This is a genomic window from Paenibacillus sp. J14, from assembly GCF_000518465.1.
Classification (GTDB): Bacteria; Bacillota; Bacilli; order Paenibacillales; family Paenibacillaceae; genus Fontibacillus; species Fontibacillus barengoltzii.
Map to the genome: position 1 here is coordinate 1 of NZ_JADQ01000033.1, position 18,797 is coordinate 18,797.

Here is an 18,797-nt window from a genome sequence, read left to right on the forward strand (position 1 = left end):
TGATTCCGCACAAAAGAGGAGGGGGCGAGCAACAGGCTGACCGGAGCGATCTTGAGACATTCATCAACAAGTATGTCGATGGACAACATACCTCAACCAAGCGGTGGTTTCCTTTCGCTTATCGGATGTATCTGCCCTTGCGGANNGTCGTGAGACAAGCAAGAGACTCGATCCGACGCACGTATGTCTCGCTGGGAATAACGCATTTGCAGGCGTATTTGAATGAGTACACCGTCCGCCGTTACCTGCGCATGACTTGTTCCGAGGAAGAGATGCGCCAAAACCTGCTGCAAATGTGCTTGTCCATTCCTGCCATCCCTTACCGCCAGTTAATCGCCCATGGTCTGAACGCACGCCAGCGGAAGCCGTTCCTTGCAGGTGCAGCGTGAGGCTGCTAACTGAGGTACTATGCGATTTTTATTGAGAAAAGAAAGAATGCTGATCGGAATGCCAAACAACATGAAATCGCCCCTACCTTGACTTTCGAACACAGTTAATCGACTCATTTACAGCTATACCAATTTCAGCATTTCCGCTTCTTATTCAGTATTTTCCCTTTCAGCTCAACCGATTTAAGCTATACCCAAGTTCAATTTATCGTTTTTTTCACAATCTAATCTATATTAACTCAGTGAGTTGTAGCTCAAATGTTCCTACCCATCGGTTTTCTCACATCACTTTTTTATTACTGATCTTGCATACTACTACACTTGTTTATTACTGATCTTTCATACTACTACACTTGGATATTACTTGGATGCTACTTTCTGCCCCCTACTTCCTTCACATTCTCCACCGGCTGATTCAACGGGATAATCGTTAAAAAGGAGGACGAGAACGTATTCCTCCCTCTTGCACATATCCGTACTTATCGGTTTACCGGCATCTTGCTTCAATTTTGCATATCACACTTTCTTTCTCTTGTTTCCATTTCCTGATGCAACGGGATAATCGTTGAAAAGAACGCGGAAAGACTAGGTTTCCCTCCCCCCAAAGGAAGAAGTCTTCCAATTCGAAGCAAAAAACCGTCCGATATCCATCGGACGGTCTATAGGCAGCTATTGTACTCGGTTCGCAGCCGAAGAAAGGACAAACTGCACAATCGGAGTGATGTCGGGCAAGCTGTGCGGGTGATGGCCCCCGCCTGGCTTAAGAATGGTCATCACCGCTCCGCCACATGCCCGGTAGGTGCGCTCAAGCACCGCCCCGTTCTCCTCAAACGGCACGTCGAGATCGGCGTCACCGGAGATGAGCAGCACCGGCACGCCAGCGCTGGCCGGTGCGGTGAGCCCTGCGAGCAGGCGATCCGTCTCCTCGCCGGCGAGCCGGTTGGCCTCCGCCGGAGTGGCTGCTGACTTGGCGATGTCATACACCGCCAAGCAGTCGTGCCACTCCTCCGGCGCGCCCCGACCCGCACCCTGGCCCCCCGGCCAGCTGCGGATGTCCACCACCGGCGCGTCGAGATACAGCGCCGCGACGCGGTCCGGGTACAGCGCGGCGTACCGTAGCGCGTACAGGCTGCCCCGGCTGAAGCCGAACAACACCGGCTTCGGGGCGAGCTCATATTTCGCGGTCAGCCAGGCGCGAAATGCTTCCATCTGCCCGGCGGCGTACGGGCAGCCGTAGAGGTGGCTCAGCCGGCAGTAGGCCACGTGCCAGCCTTGCTCGAGCAGAGCCAGGTCGGCGTCCGCGAAGGCGCCGAAGAATTCGCTCCGCCAAACCCAAGGCCGGCCGGGCGCGGCCTCCCGCGGAGCGACTACCACGCATTCGCGGCCGCCGAAGTAGAAGTCGGTGCGCGCGAACCCCATCCATTCGCGCACCTCCGCGCTCTCTGTGCCGCCTTCCAGCGCAGCGGCACGCTCGATTGCTGGCAGCAGTGCCTCAGCCTGCTGCAGCGCCTCCGCCAGCGGCGGTGTCTCCAGCTTGTTCGGGTTCGTGTGCCCGACATGCTCTCGCCACGCCGCATTCAGCACGGCTCGCCGCTGGCCGACGAGCCGGATAAACTCGCTGTCGCCCCCGTCGACCTCAGCCCAGGCCGGTATCCGCTCCAGCTCCAAATGGAACACACGGCTCAGGATCGTCTGGGCGATTACCCAATGCCCGTCTTCGTTCGGATGGATGCCATCGCCGTAACGATAACCCGCGTCCGCCTCACGACGTTTACGAATCAGTTCACTCAACGGGCGGCGGAGATCTACCACCGTCAGCCCTTCTGCTTCGCCGTACTGCTGCACCCAAGCTGCGTAGCGTTCCAAGACTTCGTTATATTTGACATACGGCCGCTCAAACGAGTATTCATTCATATCCTTCCCGTCTGGCAGCGCCTCTCCGCCAATCGAAGCAACATCAAATGGCGGCGGCGTCATCAGGATGACGCGGGCTCCGACGCTTTGCACCTGTTCCACAGCTTGACGCAACCCATCGCGGTAGGCTTCAAAACGCGCCTCCCCAAACGGATGATAAATTCCGTCGTTCATTCCGTAGCAAATAAACACCCAATCCGGCCGGGTTTCGGCCAAAGCGCGCTCCAGGCGCTCATGCACGCAGGGACGGGGGAAGGGGTGATCTTTTTCGCTGGTTCCCGCTACAGTCTCGCTGCTGACCCCCAAATTGATCCACTCCAGTCGGTGTTCCGGCAGATGCTTCAGGAAAAAAGCCTCCAAGTTCCGGATATACGTACCGTTCTCCGTAATGCTGTCGCCAAAAAAGACAATTCGCTTGCTTCGCGGTACCGCTAACAAGTCAGCGCTTTCATTTTTAGTGATCAAAACAGCAAGCCCCTTTCAAAATAAAATGGATATGACTTCAAGTTAAATATGAAACCGCGCTCTAAACTTGCCGGGTGATTCTCCAGTCCAGCGTTTAAACTGACGGCTGAAATGGGCAATATCCTTGTAACCAAGTCGTATCGAAACGGCTTCCACCGATAACTCCGGCTCCAACAGCAGCAGCTTGGCCTTCTTAAGCTTCAGCGCCGATAAATACTGGCGCGGCGACATCCCGTACACGCTGCGGAAAATCCGATTGCAGGAGGACGCGCTGTACCCAAGTCCGGCAGTGACCGCCGCGACAGTCTCGCGTGATCGATCGGCGTCCAGAACGTCGACGGATCGACGACCGGAGGAGCCTTCATCACGGGAGACACTACCGCGACTAACATTACTGCTGATACCCTTTTCGCCGGTGATGCTGGAACTGCTGTTTCTGGAACTGCTGCTTATGGTGCTTGCGTTCCCTAATGTTGACACGTTCCACGCCGCCCCCGGCTCCTCGACGCTGCGCTCCAGCGCGGCGGCGATCTCCGCCGCGATCCGGTTCATCCGGCTGCTTGGCGCGCCGGCTTCCTGCTCGGCCAACCCTTCGCTCAGCCCTGCAAACAGCTCGAACAGCGCAGCCATCGTCCGCATCTTGTCCGCCACCTTCGTACCTGACCCGTCCGAAGTAAGCGCGATGAGCTTGTCCAAGCTTGGCCGAATAATTTGGGCCAGCGGTCCGTCTGCGGTGTAGAGCGGATTCTCGCCGCGGCACAGCAGCTCGCGAAGCACGGGCTCATCGACGTTAAAATGCAAGCAATAATACGTCATCGACTCTGTTCCCAGCGCCCGGCTTTCGTGCATGTCCTCGGGGCGCAGCAGCAGAAAATCGCCGGGCTGCTGCACATAACATTTACCGCCGACGAGCATCTCTTGACTGCCTGCCAGCAGCAAGTTCACCTCGAACAGCGGGTGGCTGTGGCGCGGATACGACCACTCCGGCGTGACCGTTCGCAAATGCGCGGCAAAGAGCTTAAACGTCGAATCCATATTTGGCAGCATATATTCGGTAACCTGATGTTCTCTAGCCACCCTTATCCCTCCGCTTCTCTTTAATCGCTTTCCCTGCCTCACCGCCGTGCACGTTTTGGATAAATCGATCGGCGGTTTGGACATGGGCGTTCCCCAAAAGCCTTGTTATAATCAAAACTAGCATAACCGCTGTGAATTGAACAGGAGGTAATTAACTTGGGTAAAAATATATTTTTTAACGCGCATCACTCTCCGATGGGAGCGTTTGCCAGCTTTACATTAGGTTATCCCGGCCAAAGCGGCGGCTTCGACCTAGAAATGGCCAGCCCGCCGAACCAAAACATCTATATTGGCCTGCAGGACGATGGGCAAGAGCATTACCGCGCTTTCCCGTTCTTTGGCGAAGGTCTGGACGAGCGTAATCGTTACACGACCGAAGAGAGCAATTCAGGCTCCAGCGAGCGACATTCCGTTCAGCAAGTAGAGGGCGGTCTCATCCTGCCGTACAATCGGAATGAAATCGTCCGCCGATTTGGGGCAGCCATCGACGAATGGCAAGCCGGCGATTTGACGTTCCGCTTAATCTCCCCGTTTGAAGGCGTACCTGATCCCGAGACAGCAACGGAAGAGCAGCTGCGTTTCGCGCTGATGCCGGCCGTGCTTGCCGAGATCACGGTGGACAATACCCGGGGAACGTCGACGCGCAAAGCCTTCTTTGGTATGCAAAACAACGACCCTGTCAGCGCCATTCGTCGCTTGGAGGACGTGACGAGCGGCCGCATTTGCGGCATTGGCCAAGGCCGCCATACCGCCATTGCGGCGAGCGATCCGCGGATTACCAGCGCTGGCTTTTTTACGATGGAATCGATTCTCAAACCAAAGGTTCCGGAAAATCTCCGGTTTGGCCTTGGCCCCGTGGGCGCACTGCTTATGGATACACCGGCTGGCGAGAAAGCCACTTACCGCTTTGCACTTTGCTTCTACCGCGCTGGTTACGTCACAACAGGGATAGATGCATCCTACTACTATACGCGGTATTTCGCGAACATCGAAGAAGTAGCCGAGTATGCGTTAGCACAATTTGACCGTAAGCTGGAGGTTGCCCGCCAAGGCGACGCGCTAGTGAACGACGCTAAGCTAAGCGAGGATCAGAAGTTTATGCTTGCGCATGCCATCCGCAGCTATTACGGTTCCACGGAGCTGCTGGAGCATGACGGCAAGCCGCTCTGGATCGTCAATGAAGGCGAATACCGGATGATGAATACGTTTGATTTGCTGGTTGACCAGTTGTTTTACGAGATCAAAATGAATCCATGGACGGTTAAAAACGAACTCGATTTCTACACCAGCCGCTACAGCTACCGGGATACGGTGCGGTTTCCGGGAGATTCAACCGAATATCCTGGCGGCATCAGCTTCACGCATGACATGGGCGTAAAGAACTCGTTTACCCTTCCTGGCTATTCGTCTTATGAGCTGCATGCGCTCGACGACTGCTTCTCTCACATGACGCAGGAGCAACTCGTCAACTGGGTGTTAAGCGCCACCGTTTACGTCCATCAAACGAACGATCGCGAATGGTTGAAGCAGAACCTGCCGATTCTGGAGCAATGCTTGGAAAGCATGGTGAACCGCGACCATCCTGATCCGTCGCAGCGTACCGGCATTATGGGCCTCGACAGTTCCCGTACAATGGGCGGAGCGGAAATCACCACCTATGACAGTCTGGACGTCTCGCTGGGGCAAGCGCGGAATAACATTTATTTGGCCGGCAAGAGCTGGGCAGCGTACGTTGCCTTAGAGAAGCTGCTTCGTGACAATGGCCGCGAAACGGCGGCTGCGCTGGCCGGACGCCAAGCCGATTTGTGTGCTGCCACGATTACTTCTCATATGCTGCCGGGCGGTTACATTCCAGCGGTCATTCAAGAGAACAATGACTCGAAGATCATCCCTGCGATCGAGGGTCTTATCTACCCGCTCTACACCGGCTGCGAAGAAGCGCTGGATCCAAACGGTCGATTCGGCGCATATATCGCAGCGCTGTCCACGCACCTGAACACAGTGCTGCAGCCGGGCATCTGCCTGTTCGAGGACGGCGGTTGGAAGTTGTCCTCAACGAGCAACAACTCCTGGCTAAGTAAAATTTATCTCTGCCAGTTCATCGCCCGCCGGATCTTGGGTCTTCCGTGGGACGAACGAGGTCAAGCTGCCGATGCAGCACATGTGGGCTGGCTGACTTCCGAGAAGAATGCCTACTGGAGCTGGAGCGACCAGATGATGGCCGGTGTCATCTGCGGAAGTCGGTATTATCCGCGCGGGGTTACAGCAATTTTGTGGCTGGACGAGAACTGATCCCGCTTGCACACAACCAAAAAAAGGCTGGTCCCTTATGGGCCCGGCCTTTCGCTGTTATGCTCCGCTACGTGCGGCCTGGTTACGGCCAGCATGCTTGGCTTGATACAATGCTTCATCGCTGGATTTAAACAACTCCTGCAACGGCACATCCGAGCCTGCGGGAACAGTGACCACACCAATGCTGATGGTATACTCGGGTCTAGTGTCCAGGCGCCCGCGATTTCTCTGACTCTCCAGCACAGCGGCACGCAGATTTTCAGCGAACTCATCCGAGGCCTGCTCGTCCGCTCCCGGAAGGAAGATCGCGAATTCATCTCCGCCATACCGCCCAAACAAATCCCCCTCCCGCAGTCGAGGATGGACCTTCCCGGCGAATTCCTGCAGCAGCTCGTCTCCGATATGATGACCAAAGGAGTCATTAATCGTCTTAAAATGGTCCACATCGATCAGAATAAACGAGGCCGGGATCCCCACCCTCCGGCATTGCCGCAAGGTCTGCTGGGTATGGTGCATAAAGGCCCGCCGGTTCAACGCACCAGTCAGATCGTCATAGCTGGCCAATCTCATCAACTCCCGGTCCGTCCGCTCCTTGGAGAGAAGGAAGAAGCCCATGTTCCCCAGCATTAAAAGCGCATACAAAGCCAGGAAGGTTAACGTTTGATAGACGCCGGGGTTCATCATGTCCACCAATCCGAGACTGAAGAAAGCCAGCGGGGTGCGAGCGGTCAAGACAATCGCGATTGTGAGGTACATGTAACCTATCAGCTGGGACAATGAGGAATTCAAGGACGATGACACTAACCGAACGGCAGGGATCGCCAGCATCACCGCGATAGAGAAGGAGACGACAGCAATGCGAAGTGAAGCGGTATTATGCAGGAGAACAACCAACAGGTAGGCTGTCATACCCGCTGCGGTCCAATATACGTAGAACCTCCTCGCTTTGGTGCTAAATCCGTCAGTCACTTGCAGCAATGCAACCATTTCAGAGGCAGCCCCCAGCAGTAAAAACAAATTCGCCGCTGTGAGCACGGCCATGCCCGGTGTATTTTCCGATAATATAAACAAACCCCAGGTTACAGCCTGCAGCCATTTGGCGGCATAAAACACGTCCATCACTGACTGTTTGGAATTACGGAACTTGTATGCACTAAAGAGAATGATGGTCAGAAGATGGCCCAATACGAGCAATACGAATTCCGTTCCCATATCTAATTTTAGATCCAACATGAAACTTTCCACCGTCTCCATCCCACGAAATAATCTTCATCCTTATTTGATACTTTTTCTTATCATATAACAAATTTCGCCAAAGAGGATGCAGAGAATGAAAAAAAACGAGGATTTCCTTCCTGTCAAACAGGAGGAGATCCCCGCTATTTCATCGTTTTGCAAAATTAGTGGTTGGTATCTCCCTGGCGGGAGATCAGGAATAACGTGCCCCATATCAGCACGAACCCACAGGCTTGGGCGACTGTAATCAATTGCTGGAACGCAATCCAGTTAATCAGAACGCCAACCATTGGGAAGCTTAGCTCCGCCAGAGTCGCGACCGACGCTTTGGTTGTGGTCAGCCCCTTGTAATAGACGAGCAAGCTTAGCAGGCCTGGCAACAACGCTTGTCCAAGCATATTGAGGGAAAATGCAGCAATTTGCGAGGTGCCGGTCGGCAGGCTCCATGCAGCCCCTTCATTCCAAGTGATCGCCAGCAACAGCGGCAACGCCAAAATAAACCGCAACGATGTCACTGTCTCATATTTCATCGTCCCGACCATCAACCGCCCCATTACCGTGGATCCGCCCCACAAGGCGGCTGCCCCTAATGAGAGCAGGCTGCCGATCTGCACGAAATCGCTCCAATGCCCAATCGGCATCGTAAACCCGAAGGTCAGCAAATACGTTCCAAGCAACGCGATAAGCAGATATCCGAAAAAGTGGCGCGGCAGCTTCTCTTTAAGCAGCAATCCGGCCAGCAAGATGGCAAACAGCGGCTGCATTTTTTGCAGCAGCAGGACTGCATTCAGGTCACCGCTTGACAAGGCCAACGTAAACAGAATCGTGGCGATGGCCGAACCGCCCCACGAAATAAATAGCAGCGCGCCCCCTTGACGCCAACCAAGCCCTTTAAGCTCGGTGCGGTTTTTCCATAAGACCGGGATGGCAAAAAGCGCGATAATCAGATGCTCAATCAATACGATTTGCGCCGAGGTCAGCGACTTCAGCAGGATCACCCGAAACAACGGGTCTACGCCCCACAATGCTGCACCCAACACGACAAGCCAGAAACCGCTGCGCGATTTGCGTGCTTGAGCCGTTCTGGGCGAGTGCTGAATCTGACCGGATGCGCCCGTAAGTGCCCCTGCATTCAATCCAGCAGAAATTTGGATACCACTGCTTACTTTGACTTTCTCCATGGTGTCTGTCCCCTTCTTGAATAGAGGGTCTACGTAGAAAACCCCCGCATCGACCTTCCTAAAGGCTTTGCGGGGGCTGACCAAATAAGCTTGGCAGGCGACCATGGCAGGTCCCTGATTCAAACTTCAGCTTCATTGATCTCCTCCCATCCGGACTTTACCGTCGGCCTTGGATTCTCACCAAGTCAGTCGCTTCGGGCCGTGAAGGCCATCTGCGAGTCGCGGGCTGCGGTTCCCTCTTGCCGAAACCTCACCGCCGGTCGGGAATTTCACCCTACCCCGAAGATCTCTATTCATTTAATTTTGGATTACTTAAGTTGTTTCTATCATAACGCAGGTTGTCAAGCGACTCTGTTGCAAAAATCACAAAGCCTGATCATGTCCCAACAATTCATCTTTATCCCCGCTTGACCACCTCGAAATTGTCTTCGAGCAGCAGCCAATTTTGCGGAAAACTTAAACCCAGCTTCCAATAACTCATTCCGCGCAGCCCTAACTCCTTGATCAGGTCAAACTTCGCTTGAATCGAGCGAGCATCCTCAAACCAAACTTCATGCTCCCGACCTTCCGCATCCCAATATTGGAAAAAAGGTGCCTGATCCCGCTCGCTGTATTGAATGGCGACGCCATGCCGCGCGGCAATTTGAATCGCCTGCTGCGGACTAATCGCCCTTGCGGAGCTTCCCTCCACAAATGGCAACGTCCAGTCATACCCGTATAGGTTTTGCCCCATCATGATCTTGGAGCCCGGCATTTCCGTCAGCGCATATTCAAGTACCCGGCGGACAGGACCAATCGGCGACACTGCCTGAGCCGGTCCACCGCTGTAGCCCCATTCATAGGTCATGATCACAACAAAATCGGCGATTTCACCGTGGGCCCGGTAATCATGCCCTTCATACCATTTCCCTTTCTGATCGGCACTGGTCTTTGGCGCTAAAGCAGTCGACATCAGCCAGCCCTGCTCCGCGAATCGCGCTTTGGCTTTACGCAAGAAGGCGTTGTATGCCTCGCGGTCTTCGGGCCGCAAAAACTCGAAATCGAAATGAATATCCCGAAATCCGTATCGGTTTGCGGTCGTGACGATGTTGTCCAGAAACCGATCTTGAATCGGGATATCATTGAGCAAGATCCGGCCAAGCTCATCGCTAAACTGGTCGTTCTCCTGATTCGTGATCACCATCATCAGGACAACCCGGTTTGCCCGAGCAATTTCCGGAAACTGATTGAGCGGCGGCTCTCGAAGCGAGCCGTCCCGTTGCGCTAGGAAGCTGAACGGAGCCAGGTAGGTCAGATATCGCGCGGTTTCCCGCGCACTTTCCTCCAGCGCTGCAGAGACCGTTCCGCCGCGCGGCTCTACATAAGCGTTAAACTCCGCTCTTCTTCGCGGCCGCGGCGGAATGTACAGCCGAAACCCGATCGAAAGGGGTTGATCTACGCTGATGGCATTCACGCGGGCCAACTCATGATAACTTAATCCAAATCGTTGAGCGATCGACCATAAGCTGTCCCCAGGCCGGACCCAATAATAGTTGCCGACGTTCGGGATGACCAAGGTTTGTCCAACCACGAGCCTCTCCGGATTCGGCAATTCATTAGCTTCAACGATATCTTCATAAGGTATGCCATAGGATTGTGCGATACGATATGTCGTTTGCCCCGGCTGGACGATATGAACCTGCATCGACTCCCCTCCTCCATATGGATCATGCTAACATCATCCTATGAGGAGGGAAGTTTGACCTATTCCGATCAGCAGGTACTATACCAAGATTCGTGCCAGGGCACTAAATTAAAACGCCGGAAGCGCAATCTCGTCGTAGTTGTCCTCGAGGAACTGCTTGACCTCTGGACTAGAAATCGCCTTTGCCAGCTTCTGAATCGGCTCGGAATCGCGGTTATCCTCACGAGCCACCAAAGTGATGGCAAATGCCGATTCGATGGTTTCCGTCAGCAAAGCATCCTTCTTCGGTGTAAGTCCCAGCGGGCTGGCATAAGCCGGTGTCATCAGCACCAAATCGGCATCGTCCAGCATCCGGGCCAACATGAGCAGGTCAACTTCCTCGAATTTATAGTTATGTTTGTTCTCTACGATATCTGCAACAGTCCCGTTAATCCCTACGCCTTCCTTCAATTTAATCACGCCGGCTTTGTCCAGCATGTCAAGGGAGCGTCCACCGTTAGACGCGTCATTGGCGATAACAATCGTTGCTCCATCCGGGAGCTCTTCCATCGATTTATACCGTTTGGAATAAGCGCCGTATACCGCATGATACACCGGCTGAACCGGTACGAGGTTCGCGTTTTTGTTTTTATTGTACTCCTCCATCCAAGGGACATGCTGGAAGAAGTTCGCATCCACTTCCTTGTTCGCCAGTGCATCATTGGGCTGCACATTGTCCGACAAGATCACAACTTCCAAGTTGATGCCCTCTTCCTTCAGCTGCGGTTTGATCAGTTCCAGAATGTCCGTCATCGGTGGAATCAGCGAAGCTACTTTCAGTGTGGTTTCTGTAGTTCCGTTCTCTGTCGTCTCCGTCTCTGCCGCTGCCGGTGCTTCCACACCTGTTCCGTTATTCGAGGTATTGCTGTTATTGCCGCAAGCGCTCAGCACCAACATCAGAACTACGAGCGACATGATCCATTTTCCTGTTTTTAGCATGGTTTCTCCCTCCATTGTCAGCGTTTATCCAACCATCGGGACAACGCATTTCCTATAAATTGAATTCCTTGTACCAAAATAACCATCAGCACAATCACCACAGCCATCAGCTCGGTTTCGAACCGTTGATAACCGTAACGGATGGCAAAATCGCCAACCCCTCCGCCGCCAACCACACCCATCACCGTCGAATAGGAAATGAAGCTGATCGTCGAGGAGGTTAATCCCAGCACCAGGCCGGAACGGGCTTCAACATACAAAAATTTCGTGATGATCTGCAGCTTGGACGCCCCCATCGACCGGGCCGATTCAATAACGCCGCGCGGCACCTCCAACAGCGATTGCTCAACGAATCGCGCATAGATGGCAATGGCCACAACGGCCAGCGGAATCGAGGCAGCCAGCGTTCCGATCGCCGTACCCACGATCAGGCGGGTGAGCGGAATCATAAACACCACCAGCAACAGGAACGGAAAGGAACGAACGACGTTCACGATCCCGTTCAGCAGAGCGTACCTCAGGGAGTGCTCATATAACTGGCCTTTACCGTTCAGATACAATGCTGTTCCCAGCGGTAAGCCAATTAGTAAGGCTGCCAGCAACGCGATCCCAACCATCATGAAGGTCTCGCCGATCGCTTCGCCAATTTGACTGCGGTACTGAACGAAGCCCTCCCACATCATCATGAGAAAATCCAACGCCTTTACACCTCCATCCCGCCAAGCAACTGCTCCCGGTACGAGGCGTGGTAACCGGTTCTTCCAGCAGTGCCAACTTCCGCCTCATTCCGCTGAAGCGTAAACGCATCGGTGATCCGCCCCTCTTCCATCACCGAAACCCCTTGGCAAATGCTGCGCACCACGTCCATCTCATGCGTGACGATCACGATCGTCACCCCTAAGGTCCGATGGATATGCAGCAGCACCTCGAGAATCTCTGCTGTGGTTTTCGGATCAAGCGAGGAGGTCGGCTCATCGCACAGCAGGATGCTAGGCTGACTTGCCAACGCCCGGGCAATGGCTACCCGCTGCTTCTGTCCCCCGCTGAGGGATGCCGGATATTGGTCAGCCTTGTCCTCCAGGCCAACGAAACGCAGACATTCCCCCACGCGTTCGGCGCGCTCCTTCTTCGGTAATCCGGCAAGCTCCAGCGGAACCGATACGTTCCCGCTGACCGTCCGGTTATTCAGCAAGTGGAACTGTTGAAAAATCATGCCGATCGAGCGCCGCACCTCACGCCGCGCTGTTTCAGGGAGCGCAGTGAGCTCCTGGCCCAGAACTGTCACTTTCCCTTGATCCGGCAGCTCCAGAGCATTCATCATTCGCAGCAACGTCGATTTCCCTGCTCCGCTAGGTCCGATAATGCCGTGGATGGTGCCTTCCGGGATCTGCAGGGAGACATTGCGCAACGCTTCAAATTGCCCGTTTTGCAAGCTGTACGTTTTGCTGACATGCTCCAACGTGATGATAAGCGTCCCCCCTCTCACTCCAGTGACTGTATTACTTATTTTTTTATTCTGTTACATTGTGCTTTCTTCCGTTGATTATAGACCATGTATGCATCTGTGTCACTAATTTTTGAAGTTTATTATAAAAGAGAAAAAAGAAAGAACCGCCTCAGCGGTCCTTTGAGTGGTTCTTACCTTATTCTCATCTTCCACACTTCCTGCAGAACGGAAATGAACATTTCATCCAGCATTTCAGACAAAGCCGAGCCCCTATTTCGACTCGGGGGCTCCAAGATCGATGCGAGCCGCTCGTATCCTTCTATTCGATCAGCTAAATAACCGTCCATATGCGAAAGACGGGATTTGGGCTCGAGGTGGGCTCCACCTCGCTTAAGCTTCAGCAGTAGGCCGATCTCTTCCCGAATCCCGTTATCCAAGTCCGGTAATGCAGCTTCAAGCAGCAGCTTTATGCTCACTGGCGGCGGGGTACCGTAGCGCTCGATCCAAGCACAAGCCAGCACAGGCCGGAGTACCGATAAGTATGCCTTCGGGGCAGCTTGCTTGCCCATGTGCTGGGGGCGCCAATTTTGCTTCGCCATATGCAAGTAATGGTACATCGCCGCTTTGGCAGAGAAAGCACGTTCTTCAAGCGACTGCAAGCGTTCCTTTAAGGAGTAGCCTTCGGTATAAATAATGGGGGAAGACAGCCACTCGAATAAAGAGGGATTGCCCTTCCCCAGCAGCGACAGCACCTTGCGCAGATCCCAGCCAACAAGATCGAGACTGCAGCTGTTCCCCAGCTGAGCCGGACCAAGTGAATCAACGCCAGCAGATTTCGTTCCTCCTGGTGGAGCATACTCGATAACGTCCCTTTTTTCTCGGAGCGACAAGTACCACTCCACCGGCCGAACATAAATGAACCTGATGTCGTAGTCGCTGGCAGGAGACGCAGTACCCCAGGCCCGGCTGCCCGCTTCGCAGGCATACAGAATCCGTACCCGCTCCGCCGCCTCTACCTGTCGTAAATGGCTCTGGATCAACGAATAACTTCCCTCCGCTGATTCCACATTGCCCGCCTCCTTCTTGTCCAGCCTAACTTAGCCAAGAGCTTAAATGGCCGGCATGACATTTCCGCCGGTCACCGGGAGGTACGCACCCGTGATAAAACCAGCCAAATCAGAAGCCAGGAACGCCACCGCATTGGCAATATCTTGATCTTCTCCCCGCCGCTTCAGCGGAACACCGGCGATATAAGCAGCATCATTCCGATCTGTCAGCTCGCGGTCGCGATCGCTGATCGTCCAGCCCGGAGCGACCTGATTTACAGTTATCCCGTACTCCCCAACCTCCTTAGCCAGAACGCGGTAAACGCCGTCCATGCCTCTTTTCCCTGCCGTATACGCCGACTGGTTGGGGAAGTTCTGCATGGCGCACTCAGTGTTAATTCCGATGAAGCGCCCTTTTCTTTTGTCCATCATCGCCGGAATAAATGCCTTGGCCAGGAACACACTCTGCAGAACGCAAGATTCAAACTGACTCACATAATCTTCCGCAGGTTGCTCCAGAACCGAAGTCCAGTTATACTGCACCACGGCATTGGCAACTACGATGTCCGGATCGCCAAGCTCGGCCGTGACCTTCGCTTGGATCGCTTGGATATCCGCTTCCTTTGTAATATCGCCTTGTACGATCATGGCCTCTCTTCCGGCCGCGGTGATCTCTTGAAATAATTCCCGGGCTTTGGCTTCGTTATTCACATAATGAATAACTACCTTTGCTCCGCAATCGGACAATGTCCGGGTGATCACCCGACCTAGCTGCCCGGTCGCTCCGGTAATCAGCGCAATTTGTCCTGAGAGATCCAAATTTAACATAAGGTAAGCTCCCCTTTGGCTTCGATTTCTCACTCAAGTCTCTACTAATTGGAACATCTTACTCCGATTTCGATTCGGTGTATTGCTCCTGCGATTGGGTTTTCTCATAAGCCTCCAGGATCGAGTTCAACAACCCGGGAAAGCGGGCTTCCAAATCCTCTTCCCGCACCGATATAAACCGCTGTGTGCCTTGGATCCGAGTCGTGATGATACCGGCTTCCCGCAGTGTCCGGATATGGTGCGATAACGTCGATTTGGCGATAGGAACCTCGAAATAATTACAAGGCCGTTCGCCGCAGCGCTTCATTTCCGCCACGACGCTAAGCCGAATCGGGTCACTTAAAGCATATAAGACGGAAGACAACTGAATATCATCCCGTTCGGGGTGGTATAGAACTTTCATAAGGAAAAACTCCTTTATTACTAAATTTCGTGATGAATTTTATTTTCCCCTCTTTACATCATAAGATAAGGCGTGTTATATTTCAAACGTTCGATAATATTCGAACAATAGAACAAGGAAAAGAGTGGAGGTAAAAATCATGCGTAACACTACCACCGGTCCTCAATCTTCCGGAACTCCAACTTCTTCGGAAGCACTCCAACGCGAAGGGCTGCTGACAGTGTTGCTTGCTATCGCTGTCGTTCTGGTTATCATGAATACAGCAATGTTTAACTTGGCATTGCCGGACGTCACCAAGACGTTCCAATTGTCGGCAACCACCACATCCCTAATCGTCACCGGCTATTCGATTATGTTCGCCATCTCGTCAATTACCTTCAGCCGGCTTTCCGATTTTCTGCCGATTCGGCGATTACTGGCAATTGGACTTACGATACTGGGACTTGCCGCCATTACCGGGATGTTCAGCCCCAACTTCTGGATCGTGCTCGCTGTTCGCGTTGTGCAAGCATCTGGTGCTGGGGCGGTCGTATCGTTATCCCTGGTTACGTTATCCCGTTACGTTCCCGTCGAGCGGCGCGGCAAAGCGATGGCCATGAACATGTCAGCCGTATCACTGGGTCTTGGTCTAGGGCCCGTTGTCGGCGGCGCGATTGTCGAATATTTTGGCTGGAGATACCTCTTTATCATCACGGCGTTAACTCTGATTCTGGTACCGCTGTTTCTTCGGTATATTCCAAAAGAACAACCCGTGCGGGGATCGTTTGATACTCTTGGTGCAATTTTCGTAGCTGTGGGAACAACAGGTTTGCTGCTGTACTTGACACAGCATTCCTTGTTGGCACTCGCCATTGGCGCAGTAGCGCTAGCGCTGTTCGTCTGGCGCATACGCACCTTTGCAGATCCGTTTGTTTCGCCCGCTTTATTTCGTAACGGGTCATATTTAGCATTGTCGATCGTAGGGATCACATCGTATTTGTGCAGCTTTGCCACTTTGTTTTTGCTGCCGCAAATTTTAGTGCATCAATACGAATTAACCGCCAGCCATGCCGGTATGATCATCTTCCCAGGCTCGATCCTTGCAATGGTGGCTTCCCGCAAGATAGGTTCAATCATTGACCATCATGGGAACGGTACGATCCTGCGGTACGTTCCGCTGCTCGTATTGATCTCTATGGCTTTGTTCGCGTTGTTTAGCGGGCAATCGTGGCTCGCCATCCTGTTTATCTATATTCTGATGAGCCTTGGATTTACGATAATCTCGAGCAGTGTATCTAATGAAATCTCCCGTGTTCTTCCGGCATCTCAGGTAGGTTCAGGAATGGGACTTTACCAGCTGTTGCAATTCTTTAGCGGTGCTTTCAGCGTCGCCATGGCATCCAGCGCAATGGAATGGCAGCACGATTTGCCGTTGTCCACGGCTTACTCGAACATTTTCTGGGGCTTGATGGTGATCGCGCTAGTTTCACTCGTCTCGTCGTTCGTCTATTTGCGTAAGGTTACTGTAAAAGTACGTACGCAGCAAAGCACCTCTTTGGAAGCATAACCCGATAAAAACATACAACCCCTGAGGGAGCATTCCATAGGTAATCCTATCGATGCCCCCGCAGGGGTTTTGTTATTTCGCTTATTCCGCAACCTACTCCGCAAAATTCACTCCACTTCCTGTAATCTCCACAATCGTTGCCCGCGACAGCCGGCACTAAAAAGACAAGATTACGATCAGAGCCATCGCGATATGCAGTGCAGGCAGCGGCGTTAAGATGAAGATAAGGGGTTCACATTCACTTCTTCCGACTGCGCAGCTCCTTCATGATCTTACGGCCGGTTGGCGTTTGTGCCAGCCCTCCTTGCGCAGTTTCGCGGTGGCGACTAGGCATCGCTGAGCCAACCTCCAGCATCACGTCGATCACTTCGTCCGACGGGATCGCGCTGCGCACACCGGCCAAGGCCATATCGGCGGCAGCCAGCGCATTGACCGCTCCAAAGCCGTTGCGCACGATGCAAGGGATTTCGACCAGACCGCCAACAGGATCGCAGATCAGGCCCAGCGTGTTCTTGAGCGCGAGGCCAACGGCGTGTACCGCTTGTTCCGGCGTCCCGCCGCGCAGCTCGACCATCGCCCCGGCCGCCATTCCGATCGCCGATCCAACCTCTGCCTGGCAACCGCCTTCCGCGCCAGAAATAAACGAGTTATTGGCGATCACATACCCGATGGCTCCAGCGCAAAACAGCCCGCGCACGAGATGCTCATCCTTCCAGCCGAAGCGCTCCTGTGCGCTGACAAACACGCCGGGGATGATGCCGCACGAGCCCGCCGTCGGTGTAGCGACGATGCGCCCCATCGAGGCGTTCACCTCGGAGACAGCTAGCGCATAAGCCATGGCCTGACATGCGATATCACCAACCGAAGTCTCACTGCGATTGCGGTAGGCCTCGACCCTTTTGGCATCGCCGCCGGTCAGCCCGCTTGTGGAGACGATGTCCTCAGTCAGCCCTTTATGTACCGCCGTTTTCATAATTTGGTAGTACTCGTTCATGGCAGCCACAATTTCTTCCTCCGTTTGCCCGCTCTCTTCCACCTGATCCTGAATCATGATGCTGGAGATCGTCTTGGATTCCCGTTCACAGAGTTCAACCAGCTCACGCAAATTTTTAAAACGCATCGTGCTCCCTCCTCGTTTTACTTCGTCAGATCAATGTAGGAGACTTGGCTGACATGCTCCAACGCACGGATCGCCTCCACTAATTCCGGCGGAATGGACGAGTCGGCTTCCACAACCGTCAGTGCCTCGGCGGTCCGCCCTTTCCGATCGGTAATAATGTAGCCGATATTCACATTCTCCCGGCTGAACAAAGCCGTAATTCCTGCCAGCACCCCTTGCCGGTCCGTGTGGGAGATGACCAGCGTCGGCAGCTCGCCAGAGCATTTCACCTCAAAACCGTTAATGCTGCGAATAACGATGGTCCCTCCGCCGATGGATGCGCCCATGACCTCGATTGAACTTCCGTCTTGGCAGGTCAGTTTTATTTTTACCGTATTCGGATGGGCCCCAGGCAGGACTCCAGTAGTAAACACCACTTCAATCCCCTGTTGTTCAGCGTTCTGTATCGACTGGCGGATTCGCTCATCGTCCGTACGGTAATCCAAAATGCCGCCAACGATGGCCAGATCGGTTCCGTGTCCGCTGTACGTTTCAGCAAAGGAGCCATAGAAGCAAATCTCCGCCTTAACCGGCGCGGTTCCGAGCAGCTGACGGGCAAATCGTCCAATCCGTACAGCCCCGGCCGTATGTGAACTGGAGGGCCCAATCATCGCTGGACCGATAATTGAAAATACGCTTTTAAATCGCATCGTACATCTCCCCATCATTTTTCTATGACGAAAAAGAGACAGAACAAAAAGGCTGCTGCCTTTCGCTCTGTCCCCGTTACCTGAAAGTTTAATGGTCCCGGTCCAAACCTCAAATCCGAGATCCATGTACCTCTTGGGTGGCTGTTCGCTCTCTCCAGAGCGGCGTCCGATCATGGTCCTTTGTACCTGAGAGATTCGGCTGCCGGCTGCAGGACCGGCCCTTGCTCCTTCGGTGCCGCTAAGCCGGTTCCATCTTCGGTTCAGCCCGCGGACTCTCCCATCATCCTCATTCGCCAATATGAATTTGTGCTTAATGTAAACCGAAGTTAGCAAGATGTCAAGATAACTCACATAAAATCCGATAATTTGCATCAAATTCTAGTTATTTTTTCCTATTTTTATAAGAAAATATGTATATTTTACACATCCACCTACTTGTGCACCTGATTTTACAGATATATACTGTCCGTAACAACCCCAGATATTACCTTATTTTATGAAA

General features: G+C 53.5%; 15 protein-coding genes, 1 pseudogene and 2 riboswitches. Of the genes and pseudogenes, 3 read left to right on the forward strand and 13 right to left on the reverse strand.

Annotated elements, in window-relative coordinates:
* Positions 1 to 389, forward strand: a pseudogene (locus M891_RS25820) (transposase); the annotation flags it as partial.
* Positions 390 to 1,058: 669 nt separating this feature from the next.
* Here the strand turns inward: M891_RS25820 and M891_RS24675 are convergent.
* The gene (locus M891_RS24675) at positions 1,059 to 2,768 is read right to left on the reverse strand and encodes a GDSL-type esterase/lipase family protein (protein WP_051416990.1); all 1,710 of its coding nucleotides are present in this window, start codon (positions 2,766 to 2,768) and stop codon (positions 1,059 to 1,061) included.
* Positions 2,769 to 2,810: 42 nt separating this feature from the next.
* On the reverse strand, positions 2,811 to 3,845 hold the full coding sequence (locus M891_RS0113520) for an AraC family transcriptional regulator (protein WP_028539222.1): 1,035 nt from the start codon (positions 3,843 to 3,845) through the stop codon (positions 2,811 to 2,813).
* Positions 3,846 to 4,001: 156 nt separating this feature from the next.
* On the opposite strand from M891_RS0113520, the gene M891_RS0113525 reads away from it, so the two are divergent.
* Entirely contained in the window at positions 4,002 to 6,137 is a 2,136-nt protein-coding gene (locus M891_RS0113525) for a glycoside hydrolase family 52 protein (protein ID WP_028539223.1), read from the forward strand.
* A 57-nt stretch (positions 6,138 to 6,194) separates the two neighbouring features.
* Here M891_RS0113525 and M891_RS0113530 read toward each other — a convergent pair whose 3' ends face one another.
* From M891_RS0113530 to M891_RS0113570, 9 genes are all read right to left on the reverse strand, one after another.
* Positions 6,195 to 7,370 (reverse strand): GGDEF domain-containing protein, encoded by a 1,176-nt coding sequence (locus M891_RS0113530; RefSeq protein WP_176222386.1) that lies wholly within the window; start codon positions 7,368 to 7,370, stop codon positions 6,195 to 6,197.
* A 167-nt stretch (positions 7,371 to 7,537) separates the two neighbouring features.
* Entirely contained in the window at positions 7,538 to 8,554 is a 1,017-nt protein-coding gene (locus M891_RS0113535; RefSeq protein WP_232228344.1) for a DMT family transporter, read from the reverse strand.
* A 134-nt stretch (positions 8,555 to 8,688) separates the two neighbouring features.
* Positions 8,689 to 8,845, reverse strand: a riboswitch (FMN riboswitch).
* 106 nt (positions 8,846 to 8,951) lie between these two features.
* Entirely contained in the window at positions 8,952 to 10,238 is a 1,287-nt protein-coding gene (locus M891_RS0113540; protein WP_028539226.1) for a LysM peptidoglycan-binding domain-containing protein, read from the reverse strand.
* A 108-nt stretch (positions 10,239 to 10,346) separates the two neighbouring features.
* Entirely contained in the window at positions 10,347 to 11,216 is an 870-nt protein-coding gene (locus M891_RS0113545; protein ID WP_016313246.1) for a MetQ/NlpA family ABC transporter substrate-binding protein, read from the reverse strand.
* 17 nt (positions 11,217 to 11,233) lie between these two features.
* Positions 11,234 to 11,902: a methionine ABC transporter permease gene (locus M891_RS0113550; RefSeq protein ID WP_036625446.1), complete on the reverse strand. Its 669-nt coding sequence runs from the start codon at positions 11,900 to 11,902 to the stop codon at positions 11,234 to 11,236.
* Positions 11,903 to 11,919: 17 nt separating this feature from the next.
* Positions 11,920 to 12,684, reverse strand: a complete 765-nt coding sequence (locus M891_RS23930) for a methionine ABC transporter ATP-binding protein (RefSeq protein ID WP_085278450.1) — start codon at positions 12,682 to 12,684, stop codon at positions 11,920 to 11,922.
* A 170-nt stretch (positions 12,685 to 12,854) separates the two neighbouring features.
* The gene (locus M891_RS0113560; RefSeq protein WP_028539228.1) at positions 12,855 to 13,730 is read right to left on the reverse strand and encodes a nucleotidyltransferase domain-containing protein; all 876 of its coding nucleotides are present in this window, start codon (positions 13,728 to 13,730) and stop codon (positions 12,855 to 12,857) included.
* A gap of 42 nt (positions 13,731 to 13,772) precedes the next feature.
* Complete coding sequence (locus M891_RS0113565; RefSeq protein WP_028539229.1) at positions 13,773 to 14,537, reverse strand: SDR family NAD(P)-dependent oxidoreductase; 765 nt, start codon at positions 14,535 to 14,537, stop codon at positions 13,773 to 13,775.
* Positions 14,538 to 14,595: 58 nt separating this feature from the next.
* Positions 14,596 to 14,940, reverse strand: coding sequence for an ArsR/SmtB family transcription factor (locus M891_RS0113570; RefSeq protein ID WP_028539230.1), 345 nt, complete (start codon positions 14,938 to 14,940; stop codon positions 14,596 to 14,598).
* Between the two features lie 139 nt (positions 14,941 to 15,079).
* Between M891_RS0113570 and M891_RS0113575 the strand changes: the two genes are divergently transcribed.
* Positions 15,080 to 16,486 carry an MFS transporter gene (locus M891_RS0113575; protein WP_028539231.1) on the forward strand — a complete coding sequence of 469 codons (1,407 nt, stop codon included), beginning with the start codon at positions 15,080 to 15,082 and terminating at the stop codon, positions 16,484 to 16,486.
* A 238-nt stretch (positions 16,487 to 16,724) separates the two neighbouring features.
* Here M891_RS0113575 and sdaAA read toward each other — a convergent pair whose 3' ends face one another.
* Positions 16,725 to 17,606, reverse strand: a complete 882-nt coding sequence (gene sdaAA / locus M891_RS0113580; protein WP_028539232.1) for an L-serine ammonia-lyase, iron-sulfur-dependent, subunit alpha — start codon at positions 17,604 to 17,606, stop codon at positions 16,725 to 16,727.
* 17 nt (positions 17,607 to 17,623) lie between these two features.
* Positions 17,624 to 18,295 carry an L-serine ammonia-lyase, iron-sulfur-dependent subunit beta gene (gene sdaAB, locus M891_RS0113585; protein WP_028539233.1) on the reverse strand — a complete coding sequence of 224 codons (672 nt, stop codon included), beginning with the start codon at positions 18,293 to 18,295 and terminating at the stop codon, positions 17,624 to 17,626.
* Positions 18,296 to 18,458: 163 nt separating this feature from the next.
* A riboswitch (glycine riboswitch) is annotated at positions 18,459 to 18,585 on the reverse strand.
* Positions 18,586 to 18,797 lie beyond the last annotated feature (212 nt).